Below are 19999 nucleotides of genomic sequence, written 5' to 3'. Positions count from 1 at the left end.
CAAAACCCCCAATGTCATAATCATGACTTTGGGGGCTCTTTGGTTAAGCTTGAAACGCTACATATTTGTCACCCAACAGATTTTTGAAATACGTGCGATTATATAACATGCTAGGATGGGATGGGTAAAAGCTCAGCGCCGTTTCATTATGCTGGTTTGCTAACTCATGTTGGCCGAGCCGATCGTAACAGAGAGCCAATTGAAGATGCGGGAGCCAGGTATAAAAGATCCCATTCTTCATCCCCATCGAATCAACATCCCGCGGCAGCTGTATCGCAAGCTCATACCAGTATGCCGCGGGTTGCAATTGACTTTTTTCCAGAAGAAGGGCTCCAATTCGGCAGCAGAACTCTGAACGTGGCTTGTCGTATTGTAAGGTTCTGCATAACGCTTCAAATGAACCCTCTTTATCCCCCAGCCGTTCCCGGCATTCGGCAAGCCTTAGGCAAGCTTGGAAATTATCTTCTATCCAGCCTTGCCCACCTGCCAAAAACATCTCATAATATTTACAAGCCTCTTCATTCAAGGCGTGGTCTCGTAATTCATTTGCATAGTAATACTGGTCTCTCGGAGAGAACAGTTCACCTTCAGCCACTCTTTTTTGATAAATCCGCAAGTTACGGTCCGTATATTCCTTATCTTTCTCATGAGTAATACAGACATCACTACTGAATGAAGGACCACTTACCTCTAGATATTCATGTACTGGGCCAATCCACTGAAAATTACAGCTGCGGCGAACAAGCCGGTTCCGACGCAAGCTAGCTGTGACATTTCCCGCCTCGTCAAAAGCCAGATTATACTGCATATTTACGCTGTGGATATGTTTTGGCAGAATCTCTTTTAGCTTTTTAAACAATATCTGATCCGCTTCCTTTATATAATCATCCGCATCGAGCCATAAAATGTACTCCTGAGTTGCTTTACTGAAAGCAAAATTTCGTGCGGCACTAAAATTATCAATCCATTCGAAATCATAAATTACAGCTCCGAAGGACATTGCGATCTCTTTCGTCTTATCCGTTGAGCCGGTATCCACGATAACCACTTCATCTACAAGACTTGCAATGCTAGACAAACATTTATGCAGGCTTTTTTCTTCATTTCGTACAATCATACATAAACTAATCGTGACCATACTCGCCCTCCTATAAGCTTTGTTAAAATTACTTTCTATATTGATATGCAGGGTTGGTGAAATGGAATCCTTCACTAACCCGACCGATAATGAAGAACTTCCGAAATATAAAGGTTATATATATTATGAGACTTATACTTTCTAATTTTCATAAGAAACTTCCCACTCCATTCTGATGTCTATATAAGATATAAGTAAGTTCAAAGGAGGTACAGCATATATGAAATCAAAACGAAGAAGCGTTAGAAACGGCTCGATCTTAACTTCAATAGTATGTGTCGTAATGGCACTAGTACTGCTGATTGGCTATAAAGGCCTCAACTGGGGAAAGTCCACCCCTCCACCTACATCCACCAACGCACCAACTAATCATGCAGCAAATAACGAATCAGAACCCATTTTCACTCAAGAAGTGCTTGAATTTCCTAACAGCGATCTCAACAATGGACCGGTTCTCATTCCACTGCACACCACGCTGGCACAGTTAAATATCGATAGCGGTGACGAAACCGTAAATACAGTGGTTCCTCCCATTCCTGAAATGACCTTTGCCTTATCTCAAGAAATGAAAAATCAAGTTGAAGCAACGCTTGTCTATAGACCTGATATCGGTGGGGGTTATGTTATACTTGCACCTGCTGGATGGCTAGCCACCGCTGTTGTTGGTGCTAATGGTTCGTATGGGGTTACCTTTCAAGATCCAAACAATCCAGAACAAAACATGAACTATTCAGATACGGCTTGGAGCTGCACAGGCTGTGCTATCACTTCAATCGGGGCCTATTTCCCGGACAAAGCCGAATGGGCTGACGCGATGGGATTCACAATTTATAATCCCCTTAAGTTCAGCGAACGGCATATTTTAGGTGCTGCAGGAGCTGAAGCAAGAACCGTCAGATATACGCTGTCAGCAGACTCAAATGGCTATCAGGACGAGGGAGCTGCCTATTACGATGAAGGAGAATGGGGTTATTTATTCCGTAGCATTAAAATACATCTATCACAAATAACCCAGCAGCAGGAAGTAGTGGAAACCCTCATGAAGTTTTTTACAGATAATCATGGCCCCCTCTTTATTGCTGACCCCAATAGAGAGAAGTCGGACTAAGCGTGGGAATTTTTAGAAGAAGGTATTTTCAACCTCTACTCTTGCTTTTTAAAAGACGGATGTGCTAATTTTTGTTATAATCATTGCAGTGCGTTGTTTTTGAATTCAGTTATATAAAGGGGACGTTACCATGACTCAAATTATTAAAACACTAACTATTGCAGGCAGCGACTCCAGTGGTGGTGCAGGGATCCAAGCGGATTTAAAAACCTTTGAAGAATATGGAACCTACGGCTTCAGTGCCTTAACCACTATCGTTACCATGGACCCTGACAATGGATGGCACCACAATGTGTATCCAATTGATGCATCCATTGTTGCTGAGCAGCTAAAAACTATTTTCGCAGGCGGTCCAGTTAATGCCATGAAGACGGGTATGCTGGGAAGTGTTGAAATTGTGCGTGTTGCTGAGCAAGCGATCAAAGAAAATCTACAGACCAATGTAGTGATTGATCCGGTCATGGTCTGCAAGGGTGAAGATGAAGTCTTGAACCCAGACAGCGCAGAAGCTATTCGCGATTTACTGCTGCCATTAGCCACCGTGGTTACACCAAATCTGTTTGAAGCTGGCGTTCTTTCAGGTCTTGGCAAACTTTCTACTCTAGAGGATATGAAAGAAGCTGCTCGTCTGATTCATAAGCTTGGTGCACGTAATGTCGTGGTTAAAGGCGGCAAAGCACTCGGCGGCGATCAAGCAATTGATGTCTTCTTCGACGGTTCTGAGTACACCGTATTTCAAACAGCCAAAATCGAGCCTGCTCACAATCATGGGGCTGGATGTACCTTTGCCGCTGCCATTACAGGCGGTTTAGCTAACGGTCTATCCGTTCATGAAGCTGTAGCAAAAGCTAAGGATTTCGTCTCCGCAGCCATTCGTAATGGCTTTGCGTTCAATGAATATGTAGGTCCTGTATTTCATGGTGGCTATCGTTTAGAACGTTAAACCCCTAAGCTAAAGATCCAAAAACATAAATGGCAGTCCAGATGCTGAAATTCAGCTCTGAACTGCCATTTTTATTTTGCGAGTATAAATTAATTAAACCCTGGAAAATCAGCTAAATCAGAGAAGCGAATGAAAAATACGATAACAGCTAATACACCGAGCAGGATAATTGGAAACGTATGTTTAAACGAATCCTGTTCACGAATATGAACCAGAACTCCGCCAATGGCCGTAACACCAAGTAAAAGCGCACCTGCCGCTGCCCAGCTAGGCTCCCAGTAGCCAACAACCAAAGCTGCTGCGGCGACAAGCTCAACGAGTCCTGTTACTACGCGAAACCACTGTGGTAACCGCCATTTGTTAAAGTTATCCACGTGCATCGATGAACCCGCTACCTTTCCCAACCCTGCCATAACGAAAGCAAGTACCAACAAGCTTTGCAATACGATGGATACAATATTCATGATCATCACTCCCAATACCTTTATTTGCAACTAAGACAAGCACATATTAAAGTAAAAGAACTCCTTGCTAAAAGACAGTGGATACTTTCAATAATCCTCTTCGTTCACTCCCCCTTGTTACTATATGTGCTCACCTCAAGCACAATACCTCTAAAAATAAAGTTACAGTGGAAACTGCAACTTGACTAGCACATTATAGTAGCCGGAGAAACCCTTGACTAGCACTTTTTTTATGCATTAAATCCTTAAGAAAAGAAATCTACCCGTTCCATCACATTAGTAATCGTATATTGACGTAAATACTCAATGGTTCGTTGTTCGGTCTCTTGGAGAATTCTCTCTAGTTCGACATCGAGCAAAGCACTTGCTCCACACGCCAGATCCACTTCTGGCTCCTCAATCGTACTACTTACTGCCTCATAAATTTCGCCCAGTGTAACCTCATCCGCAGATTTTCGGAGAACGTACCCACCCTCACGTCCACCTTTGGACTCTACGATTCCCGCAGTTGCCAATGACTGCATCACTCTACGCATAAAGGTCGCGTGTGAATTGACTTGGCTTGCAATCATTGCACTAGATAAAATGCTTCCGCTTTTAGCCAGCCAAACAATCGAATGTACCGCTATTTTAAAACGGGGAGGTCCGATGTTCACTCCGCGATTAGCTGTACTCATGCCCCATCTCCCCTTTCAACTGCAATTATATAAAGCACATTATAGAGTAAAACAAGGGGTGGAGCAAACCAAAAAGGACACATCCCGAAGGAATATGCCCTGTAATATTTGGCGTTTCTATGATTTATTATTCAAAATCCGCAAATCGAAAACTTTGCTTATGCTTACGTTTATTATGATCATTCCACGAGAGAACGACTTCCAACTCTTTAGCCCCATTTTTTATAAAAAAATGACTAAAGTTCACCGTCTCATTGGGTCTCATATCATCGCTGAATGGATCTATTAAGATGATTTGCTCCTGATTAGGATCCTGCACTGGTCGGTACAACTCAAACGTTACATCTATGGCATCTTCACTTAAGTTAGTGACTAATAGCTCGTAGCTCTTATATTTTTCCGGTTGTGGCGAAGGCAGTTTACTTTTATGAAGCTCCATCGCCCATTTGGGTGTTTCACGCTTTGCAGGCAACACATTTTTAACAGCAAAAATACTAGAGCCACCAGTAATCATCAAACACAGAACTAGCAGCGTTAGCACAAAATTTCTATTCAATGCTCATGTCTCCTCGCTATAGGGATACATTTAAGATTCACGAACACTGATTTTTTATGCGTATTTTCGCAAAAAAAAAAGCGCCCGAAGCGAGATTCGAGCACTTTAGAGATACATTTTTCAATTATTTTATTAAAATAGATAAGGCGCTTTTAGAAGCCAAACGGAACGATAGATCATCCTTGCCCTGCAATTTCACAGCTACATTCTCGTCCTTTTCACTATCGTTGAACAGAACAACCGCTATAGAATCATCTGTATTCTTAAAAGCTACGGAACGGATCACTTCTTGATTAGAGGAAGCGTCAATACGTATAGCCTTCGGACGAATAAATTTGCTGAAATGTGCAAGTGCATAGTAGTCGAGCGTATACGTAAGTTCTTTAGTCTCTTGGTTGACCGTTACAATACCCCGACAAGTGCTTTTGCCAAAGCCCGGCACCGTTGGACCGTTCTTCTCATCTAAGGCCATATTCCACAAGACGAAGGATTTACTATGATTTCTGAGAATATCAATTCCTGTTCTCATAACATTCGAGAAAGCTTGTTCAAACGGAGGAATCCATTCCCCACCGGAACCTTCTGTGAAATGCACTTCTTTATCCGCGAAAGCTTTCAGAACCTCTGACTGTGCTGACGCATTCCCTCCATACCAGTGCCAGGCAACACCGTCCACTTCATCTTTCGCATAATCGAGCACTGTGAGTGGATAATCCGGACGATCCCAGTTGTGATCATAGCAGAGAATTTTTGTATGGATGTTGTGTTTCACAAAGCTAGGCTTCAGATAATTTTTAATGAAATCTCTTTGCGCCTCAGGCAGCATTAACATACTTGGATAGTGCTTGGGTTCAAAAAGAGGCTCGTTCTGCGGGGTTACCGCATAAGTTGGCAGACCGTGCTCTTCAAAAGCTTGAATGTATCGTACAAAATAATCGGCATAAGCCTGGTAATGTTCATGTTTAAGTTCACCGGCGATCATAGATCCGCTGGTCTTCATCCAGCCTGGTGCACTCCAAGGTGAAGCCATCAGCTTGATCTCAGGATTAAGTTCCAGCGCTCGTTGTAACAAAGGGATAATATCAGCTTCATCATGTGCGATGGAGAAATGAGTTAATTCTGTGTCGGTTTCCTGAGCAGGCATATCGTCATAGCTATAAATATCTCTAGCATAATCGGATGCACCCATTGGATTTCTTAATACAGACAAGCCAATTCCATCTTGGGAATCAAAAAGCTTGCTCATGACCTCTTTTTTCTGTTCATTGTCAAGGACTTGGTTAATCAAATATGCGGATGAATCCGTAAAGGATGCCCCAAAGCCATCCATTTCCTGAAAGGTTTGATTCTCGTCAAGGTTTACAGTAGTAACAGACTCATCTGAAGCGATCGGAGTCAATTGCTCTAGCGTCTGCTCTATGAACAATTCATTTTCCCCTGTAGATTGGTAAATTTTAAGCTTTGTCATGTTGTTTCCCTCCACTTTTCTATATATCTTATTTGGGTTCTGTAATGAAGAGGCCCCATTAAAGGGCCATGCTCCACAATCCTGCTTATTTAAGACCTAGTTTTTCTTTGTTGTTCTTCATTTTTTCAGAACGAACTTCTACGATCTTATCCCAGTTGTTTTCGTTCAAGAAGGTTTTGTAAGCAGCCAAAGTACTTTCAAAAGTTGCTTCATCCTTTGAACGAATCAAACTTACAAGCGTAGTATTCCAAGTAGCATCAATTGCAGTTAGACTGCGCGCTTCAGGCGTTCCTTGAGCAGGGTTGATATTTTCTAGAATGAAGTGAGGTTTCATCTTTCCTTTGCCCCATTCTTGCATTTGTTTGATCGACTCTGCGAATGCATCATTACTCAATGCTTTATCACGGTCATGTCCGAAGAACATAAATTCGCCCATCCGGTAATCTTTTTTAAATTTATCTGCATTATTCAATTGAAGATCTTTGATTTCAGGCAAGAATTCAATTTTACCAGCATCGTTAACTTTATAGGTCTCTCCTTCAATACCGTAGTTCATAAGCTTCTGTCCTTCTTCACTTAGCAAATACGTGTAGACTTGAATGGCTTTAGCAGGGTCTTTAGCCTTTTTAGTAATGAAACTGATCATCCAGCCTGTAATTCCTGATTGATTTAATGTTGGTTCATGACCAACCGTGCTTTGCGGTCCATCAATAGCGATATATTCTTTGCCTGGATTTCCAGTCATGAAGATTTGCAGGTTACCACTTTGTTGAGGCGTTCCATCAAGTAGTAATGTAGCGTATTTGCCTGATTTTAATTTTTCTTCAAAGCCTGTGCCGTCATCAGCAAAACTGTCATCACTGATGTCACCATTTCTGTAGACTTCATTTAACGTTTTCAACCAAGTCAAGTAATCCTCATCCAGGTTACGGTTGTAGAATTCACCATTTTCAGTTTCCAGCGGTACACCGATAAAGTCCTGTAGTACATCTCCCAAAGAACCCGTACCTGTACCAATGGAGTTAAAACCAAAAGGAATCATTGCTGGAAACTGCTTTTTGATTTGTTGCATAACGCTCTTGAATTCTTCTGGAGTACCCATCGTTGGTTTTCCAATGGCTTCATAAACATCCTTACGGATGATAAATGCCGTTTTTGCAGGAATGTTACCGCTGTCATAATCGTTCTGAGTATTTGAATAGTTAGGATAGCCATAAGTCTTGCCATCTGCTTGCTGGAACCAATTCATAGTATCTTTTTCTGAAACTTTATTGAAATAAGGATCATATTTATCCGCCAGATCATTCAAAGGCAGCGCCCATGTGGAGGCTTTTTGTACCACCGGAGAGTTAGAATCAAATACAGTCAGCAAGTCCGGCATTTCGCCACCGGCAAAAATAGTATTTAACTTCGTGTCGTCCCCAGTAATAAATTTAATATTGATGTTTAAATCCTCTTTAATTTTCTTTGTAACAAGATCCTTACCGAAATCAGTATTCCACCAGTCTGCATTCACGTACCAAGTAAGATCTGTAATCTCTTTTTTTGTATCCAACTTCCATGCCGGTGTTTCCGGATCTATCGTATAGCGACCTTCAATGGAGCTCAATTCTTTGCTGGAGTTATCAGAGCTCCCCTTCGATCCACAACCCGTAAATACCAGTACAACAGCCATAAGCGCTGTACAAAGCTTGAGTCCTTTTTTCCCAAATGCTTTATTCATCCTTGTTTCCCCCTAAAAAGTTTTGTAAGTAACGGAAGTGCAGATCTGATTGGGCTAGCTACACTTCCGATGGACACTTCGTACACCAATACGTTCTATGAAATCCCTCCTAACTTTCTATTCTTTCACCGCCCCCATCATCATTCCCGAAATAAAGTACCTCTGTAATATTGGATACATCACAACAATCGGCAAAGTTGTAATGACAATTGTTGCTAGTTGAACCCCTTTAGTCGTAGTTTCGATAATGGCAGATCCACCGACATTTTGCATGGATTGCGTTTGCGACTGCACGATAATTTCATAGAGTTTCATTTGCAGCGGATAGAGTGCTTGATCGGTAATATATAACTTGGTGGTCATGAAGTCATTCCATTGCCCTACCCCGTTGAATAACGCAATCGTAGCCATAGCTGGCATGGAAAGAGGGATAAAGATTTTCAGGAAAATACGCCAGTCACCTGCACCATCGATTTTGGCTGACTCTTCAAGTGAATCCGGAACGTTTCTGAAGAAATTCATTAAAATAACTACATCATAGTAACTGAACAAGGCCGGGATAATATAAACCCAAAAGCTATTCAATAGACCCAGTGACTTAATCAATAAATACGTGGGGATCATACCACCCGAGAAGAACATGGTGATTACACCCATGGCAACGTACAGCTTGCGGCCACGTATGTATTTTTTACTCAAACCATAACCAATCATCGCGCAAAAGAATACGTGGGTAATGACACCGATGAAAGTTTTGGCAAGCGAGACCAGGAACGCTAGTCCAATCGTCTCATCTTTTAATACAGCCCGATAATTTTCTAAGGAGAACTCCGGAGACCAAAATATAAATCCGCCTTCCGCGAGCGCCTTGCCTGAACTTAAAGATGAGATGACCACATTCCATAAAGGTACAACGATAATTACAGTACAAATACAGAGTAAAATAATATTTATGGTATTAAAGATTCGACTGTCGAGATCTTCTTTAGCTACCGTACGATTCACAGAAATGCCTCCTTCTACAGAACTGATTGATTATCATTTAATTTGCTGGATACTTTGTTGGCACTAATCAATAGGATAACTGATACGATGGAGACACCTAAACCAACAGCGGTTGCATAAGAGAAGTCACCTTGCGTCATCCCCATACGATACACATAAGAATTGATTACTTCTGCTTTTTCACGGTTCTGTGAATTCATCAAGACCAAGGTTTGATCTAAATTTGATCCTAATAAACCGCTTACAGTCAGAATCAGATTTAAACTGATAATCGGTTTCATGTTAGGGAGGGTAATATTCCAAATTTGTCTCATACGACTGGCCCCATCTATTTTTGCAGCTTCATAATAAGTAGGGTCAATTTTCGACATGATCGCTAGGTATAAAATCGTTCCCCAGCCCGCCTCTTTCCAAATATCCGATAACGTTGCAATCCACCAATACTTGTTCGCATCAAGCAAGATATTTACCGGTTTCGAAATGATCCCCAAATTGAGCAGGATTTCATTAATCATACCGGAGGAAGAGAACCAAGCAATCAGCATCCCGCCCAGAACAATCCAGGACAAAAAGTGAGGTAAATAAGAGATCGTTTGTACTATTTTTTTGAAACGTCCACCGCTTAATTCATAAATCATGACGGATAAAATAATAGGAATAACAAATCCTATGGCTAATTTCAGAAAGCTGATCCCTAATGTATTGACTACAGCGTCCCAAAAGTATTTATCTGATAAAATAATTCTAAAATTATCGAGCCCTACCCATGGGGCCGAATCGAGCGTATCAATTACGGTGTAGCTTTTAAAAGCAATTGTTAATCCATAAATCGGAATAAAACAAAAGATAATCATAAAAATAATTCCTGGAATGATCATGGACTGGATTTCCCATTGTCTCTTATAATCAATCACGAACTCTTTGACCCTCTGTCCCATAGACTTCTTACTGTTCATTGGATTCTTCCCGTTCACTGGCACTACGGCTAATTTATCCACGTTTTTCTTCTCCCCTCCAAATCATGATCCCCAAAACAATAAAAACGTTTTTATTTCTTTTTAAAAAAAACCTCCTAAAAGCAATAAAATTATAAAAAAAATGATCGGATACTATCTTGTTGACCTTCTTGAAAGCGTTAGTACCGATCAATCTTCACTTGAGTAGAACCACGTACAATTAGCTCACCCGGCAATTTCATCATTTCGCCCTGTTCCTTCTTCTGAATCATGCGAACCAGGTGATTTATGGATAGAATACCTTGTCTGGCAATTTGATTTCTTACCGTCGTTAATGGCGGTGAGAAATACTGCGCGATATCAATATCGTCAAACCCCATTACACTTATATCCAACGGGACTTCATATCCATGCGATTTCAAAGCTTGAATACATCCAATGGCACTCAAATCATTCCCCGCTAAAAAAGCATCAGGCATTTTTTCAGGACTTAAATGAACTAGAGACTTTATAGCGTTATAGGTGCTCTCTTCCTCAAAATATCCTTGTATAATATACTCTTCGTTCGTCGGAAGCTGATATTGACGCAAGGCGGCCAAGTATCCTTCTTTCCGCTGAACACTGTCATACATCTCATCTACACCAGATATGTAAGCAATTTTCTTGTGTCCCAGACTGATTAAATATTTTGTTGCTTCGTAAGCAGATTCAAACGAATTAAAAATCACACTTCCCATCGTTTCATTCTGAAGTGGTCGATCCAGAAACACAGCCTTGATCTTGTCTTTCACCATTGCAGCAATTTCTTCTTCATCTATTCTCAGCTCTTCGTAGATAATGACACCATCCACACGTCGGCCTAGAATATTGCTCATAATGACTTGTTTATCCTTTGTAACAAATACATTTAATCCATAACCTAACCGATCACATTCACGAGACATGGACTCCACCAGCTTATAGAAGTATGGGCCTGCTACACTTGTCGTGAAAAAACCTAGCATTTTAGTTTTTCCGTTCCTTAGGAGCTTGCCATTTAGGTTTGGAACATAATTTAATTGCTTCGCGATCTTAAGCACATGTGATTTGGTCTCCGGATTTAATACATCAACGTCATTTAGTGCGTTAGAAACTGTAGAAATGGACACTCCAGCCTCTCTTGCAACGTCTTTGATGGTTACCTTTTCCATAATGATTCAATCTTCCTTTACAAATAAAAACGTTTTTATAGATTTAAATTATCATAAAACCGTTTTCATTACAATATGTTTTTTTGTTTTTATAAATTATCTATTTCCCATCATTCATAATATCCGATTAGCAGATTCCCCGAGATCCTGATAATTTAATCTGCAGGCAGTTCGTAGACAGGGAGCAGTACTTATAAGTCCCTCCATCTACACGTCTCATTTTAGAGCTAATCAGACCTGCCTTTTGCAGCTTGGCAACATGTGTGCTAACCATAGCACTACTTAGATAGAGCTCGGCAGCCAGTTCTTTAATATGCATCTCTTTTCGGTCCAGTAGTTCGATAATCCTTAGCCTGACTTCACTTGCTAATGCTTCGTAGACCCGAAGCGATTCTGTATCTGTATTTAAGTGCATTTTATGGTCTCCTATGTCTTTGAATTAGTATTTTAAAGAATTCTAACTATGTAATCTCAAAACTATTTCTTAGTTAACAATAATATTAATTATTAATTTAACAAGCGAGATATGTATTGAAGCAGTATAGCTGTTACCTGTGATTATATTCAAGCTAAAAAAAAGAGCAAGTAGAAAATTTATCTTTCGCTGGACGATTGGAAGATGCGCTGGTCGTGGGCTACTGTCTCACTACATTACTAGAACATGCAGACCGTGTAAAGATGGTTTGCATTCCCCAGCTTATTAATAATATTGCACCTGTCATTAGTGTAGCCGACCACCATAAACGCCCCCTTGAATCTCTGTAATTCTAAGATTCAAAAGGGGCGCTTTTAGTTTTTATTTTATTCTAAAAATCGTTACGGATTGCTTCGGAAACTCATAAGAAAAGCAACTGCCCACTGTCGTAAAGTTTTTTTGCTTCGGGGAGACAAGCTCTTTATTCTCGAAATTATTTTCATCCTCAAGCTGGTATCCCGACAGTTCATATCCTTCGACGGACAAGTCCTTTTTTGCCAACTCTTTTAATATAATCTCAGCAGAAACGCTATTCTCTTGTACATTCACTGTCTTAAGTATGATATCCCCTGTGCAATCCTCCACACTTGCTGTGTAATACAGCGGTTCGATGACCGGAAGTTTATCCTCTGTTTCATTGATCAACTCTCCGTTAATGTATGTATGAATATGTCTGCCGGATACTTTTAGCTTTAGATCATATTCTACGTCTGTTTCAACAGTAAACATCGAATGTGTCAGAACAGAGTTTCTTCCGTTAATGATGGAGGCGACAATCGAATCCTGATTCTGCCAGCCACCCAGCTCCCAGTACAAATGATTCTGATCATCCGCTTTGCCAAAATAGAACTTAAATCCTTTATTCCCTGCGGTTCGTGTAGCCTTAAAATTCAAGGAATAGCTCTCCCACTCCGTCTCTCCAAGCTCTAATATATGTTTAGCCGTTCCATTCTGATCGGGGTCAAGCAGATTCGATACTTCTTCCGATAGATCAGAAAATGTCTTGTATTCTCCCGTAACATTGTTGACCAGTGTGATTTCTGAATATCGAGCAGCGGATGCATCGACGCCCAAGTTAATGGCTCCTGTGATTGCTTCAATTTTGCGTTCCTCAGGTACTGTGAAGCCGTTCGCTTTTATTTCTATGAGCTGATCTCCCTGATGATTCATGAATAGCTTTTGAACATAGTAGTTCGCAGTTCCGTACACTTCATGATTATTAAACCAGATTAGATCCGGCTTCCAGTTGATATAATCCACATTGCAGAGCATAGGCGCATAACATGCCAAGCCAACCGCATGAGCGTTGTTCTGAAGTCCCGTCATAAAAGCCGCTTCCACCAACGCGTTATAATAGGTATTGCCCCATGAAGCATATTCACCTAAGAACACTTTCGGTTCGTCAGCCTTAAAGTCATCATAACGATGATGATTCGCCAGGAACCATTCTGGTGTACAGTAGTAATGCTCATCTACGAGATCAGACTTATTCTCTTTTGCCGATGTCCAGCCCCGATCATATTCTTTACCTGCAGAGAATGGACCGCTCGAATTAATGACTTTAATATCCGGATATTTCTCTTTTATGGCTTGATGAAAGTATGGATATCTCTCGAAAAAAGGTGCACCTACCTCCTCATTGCCGATACCGATATACTCTAGGTTAAAAGGCTCTGGATGACCCAGCTTCGCACGTATACTTCCCCACTCCGAAGAAATATCCCCATTAGCAAATTCGATCAAATCCAGTGCATCCTCAACCCAGGGCGTTAATTCATCCAATGGGACCAATCGTTTATGATGCGGATCGTAGCCGCCCGGAAGAACGGGAATCGGCTTAGCTCCAATATCCTCACAGAACTGAAAATATTCAAAGTAACCTAACCCAAGCGTCTGATTGTAGGACCAGTTATTCCGCCTTGCCGGTCTTTGTGCAACATCCCCAATTGTATTCTTCCATCTGTACATAGAATCTCTGTCATCTGGATTTAAGGAACCGTCATGTACCAGACAACCACCCGGAAATCGCATGAATTTAGGCTTTAAGCCGGCGAGTAACAGTGAAATATCTTCACGCATGCCCCCTGGTCTGTTCATAAAGGTCTTCTCCGGAAATAGAGAAACCATGTCCAGATATACCCTCCCGCTCCCTTTGGTAACGATTACAAGACGTGAACTAGTATCCGTAGCCTTAGACTTAATAACTGCTTCGTATCGAGTCCATTCGGAGTGATTCACAGCTATTTCCGCTTCACCATGAATGATGCCATTTGTACTTTCGATGGTTACAGTAAGGGGGACATCAAAGCTTGTCTCGCGACGAGCATAAACGGAGAACTTATAGTTCTCGCCCTCTTTTACCGGAATACCACGATTGAATCCCAGATTCATCAACCCAACGCCGTCACCTTCAGCCACAATATCAATAGCTACATAATGTGGATTACGACCATTCAAGGGCTCGCTATCTTCCACGGTGATTACGGATTTCCCCTCCCCACGTTCTACAGGCTCCCAAGCCATTAACGCATGATAATCGGCCCGATCAATCGGATCAAATTCAAAGGATCGATTCTGAACTAGCTCAGCATAAAGACCACCATCTGCCGCATGATTTAAATCCTCAAAGAAGATTCCAAATAAATCACCTAATGCTGCACCACGCTTCTGTGTATGTATTGTCAGAGTTCCTTCTGTCTTCATTCTTTCATCACTCCCTTGTAATATTCAGTTTAGTTTATATTTATATTACTTAGTTCATATCCATATGAATTATTATAGTGAGTTCACTTCACATTCGTCAATTCAGATGCTTTGAATGTACATCAAAAAAACCGATATCGTATGAGAATCCATACAACATCGGTCTTTATAACACAGATCCATTTATAATACTCATTTATTTGGCAGTCATTTGCCCTACTAAGAACTCAACAAAATCAGTTGATTTGTTCTTATCTCCACCTTCTCCAAACACCCCGATAATCATCTTCCGTGAATGAATTGGAAGATCTGTAGCAAATTTCGTATCTGTGATATCTACGCCAGTGATCCATTCTTCACCGTTCTCCGTATTTTTTATACGTTTCAAACGAATATCATCTAAAGGAAGTCCCGCTGATTTAACAAACGGTTCCAGATTCTTAAGTCCCTGCTGTTGTCCAATCCAATCAAAAGTAGCATCATCCAAAATGAGGATATCAGGTCTTTCCGCTGCCAGCATCGCCATTGCGCGCTGAATATAAGTCATGTCTAATGTTCCTCCACCCGTTCCACCTGTTGAGGGAAGGTACACTACATCCGTCTTTACCCGCTTCCAAGTCGGATAGCGATTGACTATCTCTTGTTTAAGCTCTTCATCCTTACCTGATGGATCTTGGGATTCATAATTGCCTAAGAACATGATATGTACATCCACTGGCGGGAGTGAAGCTTCATATTTTTTGGCTTGATATTGATTATAAAGAGCGTTACCTCCAAAGATTAGCACTAACAGCACAATGATAGATACAAAAGTATGGACTTTGTATAGCCTAAAAAAATTCTCTGATTTACGCGCTATGCCGGAAAATGCTCCCCATTTCTCTAGCCGCTTGTCCTCTGCCTCCTGAATTTCCTGCTGATCCAAGCCGTCTAGGATCGTTTTGAAAGCAAGAAATTCTTCTTCATAGGCTGTAGCCTCAGTTTCTGAGGAATTTGATTTACGGCGTTTCAAGTGCAAATCAAACTTTTTATTCAGTTCCTCCCGGCTAATGTCTACAGGCAAGTCCAAACGTTCATATGCCTCTTTTAACTTCTCATTCAAATTGATGACTCCTTCCTGATGCTTAACTAAATATCTGATCGTAAATTTGGTTCTATGTATTGAATTAGATTGAACATACACATATTGCAAAAAAATGAGCGGAATTCGTGAAAAATACAACATATGAACTCAATTAAACTATATCATGGAGTGCTAGATGCTAACAAGTAAGCGTTTATCATAGGGCTTAGAGGCATTCTCTATTGCCCTTAGTCCAAACCATGCAGCTGTTTAAATTGCTCTGGACTCATTCCAGTCAACCGCTTAAACACTAGACAAAAGTAGCTGGCATTTTCGAAGCCCACTAACTGAGCAATCTCATACATTTTTTTATCTCGTTCATTGGACATTAGTTGTTTACCCAAGTTTATACGTTGCTTGTTGATATAGGTTACAGGTCGATCATGAATTGTTTTTTGAAACAGCCTACATAAATACTGTGGCGACACTGCAATAACCTCCGCAAGTTCCTTTAATGGGAGGGACCTATGAAGATTTCTTTCTATATGACGCAACACCGGATTAATTCGCTCCAATTCAAGAGCTTCATTTAAAGGAGAAACTAGGTTACTTTTTAAATCCAGTAGCAGCGCGTATAATTGTTTGGATCGTTCCAGATTCGTTTCCAAATCATTGTTATCTGACAAGTTGAGCATTTCTTTTAAAGGATTTAGCCATTTATCCTCCTTCAACCTAGCAGGGCCTGATTCGCGAATTCCTGCGTACAGCAGCATTTGACCGGCCTCTCTACCATTGAATGAAATCCATGACAGCTTCCACTTACTGCTGATTGGCGCATACGAATGCGTAATATTCGGGAACAAAAAGAAAACATCCCCTGAGCCGACAATATATCGTTTCTCCTGAATGATAAGCTCGCCTTTGCCTTCATGAATCTGATGCATTTGATAGTCCGGAAATCCGGTAGGACGTAAGGTTTCTGCCTGATGCTCCCAAAATCCAATGGTTGTAGCATACAGCGGCAGCATATTCGTCTCTTCCGTTTGGCAAAAGATTATTTTGCTCTCCATCTGATCACTCGTTTCATATTTTGTTATATTTGATGAAAAATCTTTTATATCTCTTACCATTACTCCAATCTATAATATGAATATAATAACATCACTATTATAAAGGAGATTTACTCATGCGAGCAAAATTTGTTTACCAGCCTCCTGCAAACGGTTATCCAGAATGGAATAATAATCCGGAGATCTTCGAATTAAATCGCTTGGATGCACATGCTTCCATGATCCCATATAGCAATCTAACGCAAGCCCTGGTGGGAGATAAAGAAGCCTCTCCATACTACAAAACGCTTAATGGTATTTGGAAGTTCTCTTTTTCTGAAACACCGGATCTACGAGTCGTGGATTTCTATAAAGCTCATTTCGATTGCAGCAATTGGGCTACGATTCCTGTACCTTCTCACTGGCAGTTCCATGGCTATGATTACCCGCAATATACGAATGTGCGCTATCCTTGGGCGGAATCCGAACCTGATCTCAAGCCACCTTTTGCTCCGACAAAATATAATCCCGTGGGCTCGTACATCAGAACCTTTACTGTACCAGAATCTTGGAACGGTCAGCCTGTATACCTTAGCTTTCAGGGGGTTGAATCCGCTTTCTATGTGTGGGTAAACGGAGAACTGGTCGGATACTGTGAAGACACCTTTACGCCTTCGGAGTTCGATATTACCCCTTATCTAGTTACTGGTGATAATAAACTAGCTGTCGAGGTCTATCGCTGGTGTGATGCCAGTTGGCTGGAGGATCAAGATTTTTGGCGGCTTAGCGGTATTTTTCGGGAGGTCTATCTGTACACGGCCCCTTCTGTCCATGTTGCTGATTTTTTCGTTAAAACCGAGCTGGATGAGGATTTCGTTCATGCGGATTTAAACGTAGACATCAAAATGGAGAAATACTTTGATCAGAAGCTAAGCCCTTATACACTCCAAATGCAGCTATACAATAAAGAGGATCAGCCTGTATGGGAGGCACCAGTATCTACAGTTACTTCCATGGATCAAGAGGGCGTTCATCATTTCAAGCTTTCTGAGCATGTAAAAGATCCTTATAAGTGGAGTGCTGAGACACCGTATCTGTATACATTGGTTCTCTCCATTATTGACGATAAAGGAAACACTATTGAAACGGTCAGCTGTAAGGTCGGATTCCGCACCTTTGAGATCAAAGACGGACTTATGAAGATCAACGGCAAAAGAATTGTACTTAAAGGCGTTAACCGGCACGAGTTCTCTTGTGACACAGGACGTGCGCTATCCAAAGACGACATGATCCGAGATATCCAACTGATGAAAACACATAATATTAACGCGGTTCGGACCTCTCACTACCCGAATCAGTCTATTTGGTATGAGCTTTGTGATGAATACGGACTTTACGTTATCGATGAAACCAATCTGGAGACGCACGGCACTTGGCAGTACGGGCAACAAGGAATACATGAGGGAAATGTACCTGCCAGCAAACCGGAATGGCGGGCCAATGTGATTGACCGTTGCGACTCCATGATGCAAAGAGATAAGAACCATCCTTCGGTTATCATCTGGTCACTGGGGAATGAGTCCTACGGTGGTGATAATTTTATCGCCATGCATGACTATCTGAGAGAAGCGGACCCAACACGGCCTGTTCATTATGAAGGGATCTTCCATTGCAGAGAGTCGGAAGCAGCTAGTGATATAGAGTCGACTATGTATGCTAAACCGCACGATGTTGAAAAATATGCGCTGAGTCATCCTCAGAAGCCTTATATCATCTGCGAATACAGTCATGCTATGGGCAATTCCTGCGGTGGGCTACACCTATACACGGACTTGTTTGACAAGTACGATATTTTTCAAGGTGCATTTATTTGGGATTGGGTGGATCAGGCTATCCGAACCAAAACATCCGAAGGTGTCCCCTATTTAGCATATGGCGGTGACTTTGGTGAGTCGCCACATGATGGAAACTTTAGCGGAAACGGATTACTTTTTGCCGATCGTTCGGTTACTCCAAAGCTATTTGAGGTCAAAAAATGCTATCAAAATATTAAAGTAACTGCTTTAAATATCCGTGAAGGTCTCTTTCAGATTCATAATAACTTTTTATTTACCGACATTAAACAGTACGAACTTAAATGGGAAGTTACTTTAGACGGAGTAGCTGCGCAAGAGGGTTTGCTGCAAATCTCTGCTGTACCAGGAGAAATCGTTGAATGCACCATCCCTTATGAACTGATTTCACATAAAGGCGATCACGAAGCTATTCTAAATCTCTCCTTCATTCAGCGTTCAGAAACTTCTTGGTCTGATGCTGACCACGAAATCGCTTGGGAACAGTTTATTCTGTCCCCGCGTATCGTGACAAAGGCTCCAAAAACAACGGATGGAACGTTACATGTGCAGGAACATGAAGATGCATTGAGCGTACAGGGTGAGAATTTCACTCTAAGCTTTAATAAAGCAACTGGTGAGCTAAACTCATACCATGCTGCCGGTAAAGAACATCTGCTTGAGCCCGTAAGACCTAACTTCTGGAGAGCAGTCACGGATAATGATCTTGGCAATGGATTGCCAAAGCGCTGTGCAGTGTGGAAGCAGGCTTCTAATGAGCGGAATCTGTTGAGCATGGTTTATAGTACCGAAGGAAATCTCTGTTTCGTTTCCACCACTTACCTTCTGCCAACGAATCCGTATTCCACCCTTCTGGTTCAGTATGAGATTCGCCCTGACGGATCTATAGAGTTCCTGCAAGAACTGAATCCGGGTAGTAGTGATCTGCCAGAAATTCCTGAGTTCGGAATGATGTTCGTGCTTGCTGGAAGACTTGATACCTTGTCATGGTACGGCCGTGGACCCCATGAGAATTATTGGGATAGACAGACTGGAGCACCACTGGGCCGTTATTCTGGCAAAGTCAGTGACCAGTTCGTCCCTTACCTCAGACCGCAGGAGTGTGGTAATAAGACTGATGTGAGATTTGCTTCAATAACGGAAGCCAACGATGGTTCAGGACTTTATTTTGATAGCGCCATCCCTATGGAGATTAATGCCCTGCCTTGGATGCCTGACGAGCTGGAAGCAAGTGATCATGTGTATAAATTGCCTCTCTCGAACAAAAGCGTGCTGAGAGTGAACTACAAGCAAATGGGTGTTGGCGGTGACGACAGTTGGGGCGCACGGACACATGAAGAGTTTACTCTACCAGCTAATCGCCCATATGCATTCCGTTTCACCCTCTCTCTTCTTTAATCTCATCTATTAAAAAAGGCCGTCTCTGGTTGGTTTCTATCAAACAAGACGGCCTTGTTCTATTTATTTCAATCCCACGACAGAGTTTTGCGTGCTCCTCAATACCTCCTTAGCCTTATCAATCTTTTCTCTGGCTACCAACTCCATTAACAATAGATTGTACAAATCAAATCGCCATAATGTGTTTTGTCCATTGAGTAAAAGGAGACTTTAAATTATGATAGTTTTCG

General features: G+C 41.5%; 17 protein-coding genes. 4 read left to right on the top strand and 13 right to left on the bottom strand.

What is annotated here, in order from left to right; genetic code table 11:
• Window positions 1-43: 43 nt before the first annotated feature.
• Entirely contained in the window at window positions 44-1138 is a 1095-nt protein-coding gene (locus tag ACN6KS_RS11070) for a glycosyltransferase family 2 protein (RefSeq protein WP_094870161.1), read from the bottom strand.
• A gap of 220 nt (window positions 1139-1358) precedes the next feature.
• Between ACN6KS_RS11070 and ACN6KS_RS11065 the strand changes: the two genes are divergently transcribed.
• Window positions 1359-2246, top strand: coding sequence for a DUF4850 domain-containing protein (locus ACN6KS_RS11065; protein ID WP_341134459.1), 888 nt, complete (start codon window positions 1359-1361; stop codon window positions 2244-2246).
• 130 nt (window positions 2247-2376) lie between these two features.
• Window positions 2377-3189 (top strand): bifunctional hydroxymethylpyrimidine kinase/phosphomethylpyrimidine kinase, encoded by an 813-nt coding sequence (thiD, locus tag ACN6KS_RS11060; RefSeq protein ID WP_042126537.1) that lies wholly within the window; start codon window positions 2377-2379, stop codon window positions 3187-3189.
• Window positions 3190-3278: 89 nt separating this feature from the next.
• Here the strand turns inward: thiD and ACN6KS_RS11055 are convergent, their stop codons facing one another.
• The 9 genes from ACN6KS_RS11055 to ACN6KS_RS11015 form a co-directional block, all read right to left on the bottom strand.
• Entirely contained in the window at window positions 3279-3653 is a 375-nt protein-coding gene (locus ACN6KS_RS11055) for a DoxX family protein (protein ID WP_280786831.1), read from the bottom strand.
• A gap of 245 nt (window positions 3654-3898) precedes the next feature.
• Window positions 3899-4330, bottom strand: coding sequence for an RrF2 family transcriptional regulator (locus tag ACN6KS_RS11050; protein WP_094870164.1), 432 nt, complete (start codon window positions 4328-4330; stop codon window positions 3899-3901).
• 127 nt (window positions 4331-4457) lie between these two features.
• Window positions 4458-4886, bottom strand: a complete 429-nt coding sequence (locus ACN6KS_RS11045) for a hypothetical protein (RefSeq protein ID WP_440962007.1) — start codon at window positions 4884-4886, stop codon at window positions 4458-4460.
• Window positions 4887-5010: 124 nt separating this feature from the next.
• Window positions 5011-6354: a glycoside hydrolase family 30 protein gene (locus ACN6KS_RS11040; RefSeq protein WP_440962006.1), complete on the bottom strand. Its 1344-nt coding sequence runs from the start codon at window positions 6352-6354 to the stop codon at window positions 5011-5013.
• 85 nt (window positions 6355-6439) lie between these two features.
• Window positions 6440-8077, bottom strand: a complete 1638-nt coding sequence (locus tag ACN6KS_RS11035) for a sugar ABC transporter substrate-binding protein (RefSeq protein WP_341134456.1) — start codon at window positions 8075-8077, stop codon at window positions 6440-6442.
• Window positions 8078-8194: 117 nt separating this feature from the next.
• The gene (locus tag ACN6KS_RS11030) at window positions 8195-9082 is read right to left on the bottom strand and encodes a carbohydrate ABC transporter permease (RefSeq protein ID WP_094870168.1); all 888 of its coding nucleotides are present in this window, start codon (window positions 9080-9082) and stop codon (window positions 8195-8197) included.
• Between the two features lie 14 nt (window positions 9083-9096).
• Window positions 9097-10038 carry an ABC transporter permease gene (locus ACN6KS_RS11025; RefSeq protein WP_440962391.1) on the bottom strand — a complete coding sequence of 314 codons (942 nt, stop codon included), beginning with the start codon at window positions 10036-10038 and terminating at the stop codon, window positions 9097-9099.
• A 179-nt stretch (window positions 10039-10217) separates the two neighbouring features.
• Window positions 10218-11228, bottom strand: a complete 1011-nt coding sequence (locus ACN6KS_RS11020) for a LacI family DNA-binding transcriptional regulator (protein WP_094870169.1) — start codon at window positions 11226-11228, stop codon at window positions 10218-10220.
• Window positions 11229-11355: 127 nt separating this feature from the next.
• A complete protein-coding gene (locus ACN6KS_RS11015; protein ID WP_094870170.1) occupies window positions 11356-11643 on the bottom strand; it encodes an ArsR/SmtB family transcription factor in 288 nt (95 codons plus the stop codon).
• Between the two features lie 215 nt (window positions 11644-11858).
• On the opposite strand from ACN6KS_RS11015, the gene ACN6KS_RS11010 reads away from it, so the two are divergent.
• Window positions 11859-11993, top strand: a complete 135-nt coding sequence (locus tag ACN6KS_RS11010; protein ID WP_440962005.1) for an alpha-L-arabinofuranosidase C-terminal domain-containing protein — start codon at window positions 11859-11861, stop codon at window positions 11991-11993.
• Window positions 11994-12024: 31 nt separating this feature from the next.
• Here ACN6KS_RS11010 and ACN6KS_RS11005 read toward each other — a convergent pair whose 3' ends face one another.
• From ACN6KS_RS11005 to ACN6KS_RS10995, 3 genes are all read right to left on the bottom strand, one after another.
• Window positions 12025-14406: an alpha-L-arabinofuranosidase C-terminal domain-containing protein gene (locus tag ACN6KS_RS11005; RefSeq protein ID WP_440962004.1), complete on the bottom strand. Its 2382-nt coding sequence runs from the start codon at window positions 14404-14406 to the stop codon at window positions 12025-12027.
• Window positions 14407-14602: 196 nt separating this feature from the next.
• The gene (locus ACN6KS_RS11000; protein ID WP_094870172.1) at window positions 14603-15508 is read right to left on the bottom strand and encodes a hypothetical protein; all 906 of its coding nucleotides are present in this window, start codon (window positions 15506-15508) and stop codon (window positions 14603-14605) included.
• Between the two features lie 209 nt (window positions 15509-15717).
• Window positions 15718-16539 (bottom strand): AraC family transcriptional regulator, encoded by an 822-nt coding sequence (locus ACN6KS_RS10995; protein WP_440962003.1) that lies wholly within the window; start codon window positions 16537-16539, stop codon window positions 15718-15720.
• Window positions 16540-16655: 116 nt separating this feature from the next.
• Here ACN6KS_RS10995 and ACN6KS_RS10990 point away from each other — a divergent pair, with 116 nt between their 5' ends.
• Window positions 16656-19769, top strand: coding sequence for a glycoside hydrolase family 2 TIM barrel-domain containing protein (locus tag ACN6KS_RS10990; RefSeq protein ID WP_440962002.1), 3114 nt, complete (start codon window positions 16656-16658; stop codon window positions 19767-19769).
• The last annotated feature ends 230 nt before the right edge of the window (window positions 19770-19999 follow it).

The sequence above is a fragment of the Paenibacillus nitricinens genome (assembly GCF_052056485.1).
In the GTDB taxonomy this organism is placed as follows: Bacteria; Bacillota; Bacilli; order Paenibacillales; family Paenibacillaceae; genus Paenibacillus_AQ; species Paenibacillus_AQ nitricinens.
This window is presented reverse-complemented; position numbering and strand designations above follow the sequence as displayed.

Coding starts and splice junctions, on each gene's coding strand:
- ACN6KS_RS11020 (WP_094870169.1), bottom strand. CDS start 11,228: ATGGAAAAGGTAACCATCAAAGACGTTGCAAGAGAGGCTGGAGTGTCC.
- ACN6KS_RS11070 (WP_094870161.1), bottom strand. CDS start 1,138: ATGGTCACGATTAGTTTATGTATGATTGTACGAAATGAAGAAAAAAGC.
- ACN6KS_RS11055 (WP_280786831.1), bottom strand. CDS start 3,653: ATGAATATTGTATCCATCGTATTGCAAAGCTTGTTGGTACTTGCTTTC.
- thiD (WP_042126537.1), top strand. CDS start 2,377: ATGACTCAAATTATTAAAACACTAACTATTGCAGGCAGCGACTCCAGT.
- ACN6KS_RS11040 (WP_440962006.1), bottom strand. CDS start 6,354: ATGACAAAGCTTAAAATTTACCAATCTACAGGGGAAAATGAATTGTTC.
- ACN6KS_RS10995 (WP_440962003.1), bottom strand. CDS start 16,539: ATGGAGAGCAAAATAATCTTTTGCCAAACGGAAGAGACGAATATGCTG.
- ACN6KS_RS10990 (WP_440962002.1), top strand. CDS start 16,656: ATGCGAGCAAAATTTGTTTACCAGCCTCCTGCAAACGGTTATCCAGAA.
- ACN6KS_RS11050 (WP_094870164.1), bottom strand. CDS start 4,330: ATGAGTACAGCTAATCGCGGAGTGAACATCGGACCTCCCCGTTTTAAA.
- ACN6KS_RS11065 (WP_341134459.1), top strand. CDS start 1,359: ATGAAATCAAAACGAAGAAGCGTTAGAAACGGCTCGATCTTAACTTCA.
- ACN6KS_RS11005 (WP_440962004.1), bottom strand. CDS start 14,406: ATGAAGACAGAAGGAACTCTGACAATACATACACAGAAGCGTGGTGCA.
- ACN6KS_RS11015 (WP_094870170.1), bottom strand. CDS start 11,643: ATGCACTTAAATACAGATACAGAATCGCTTCGGGTCTACGAAGCATTA.
- ACN6KS_RS11025 (WP_440962391.1), bottom strand. CDS start 10,038: ATGAACAGTAAGAAGTCTATGGGACAGAGGGTCAAAGAGTTCGTGATT.
- ACN6KS_RS11035 (WP_341134456.1), bottom strand. CDS start 8,077: ATGAATAAAGCATTTGGGAAAAAAGGACTCAAGCTTTGTACAGCGCTT.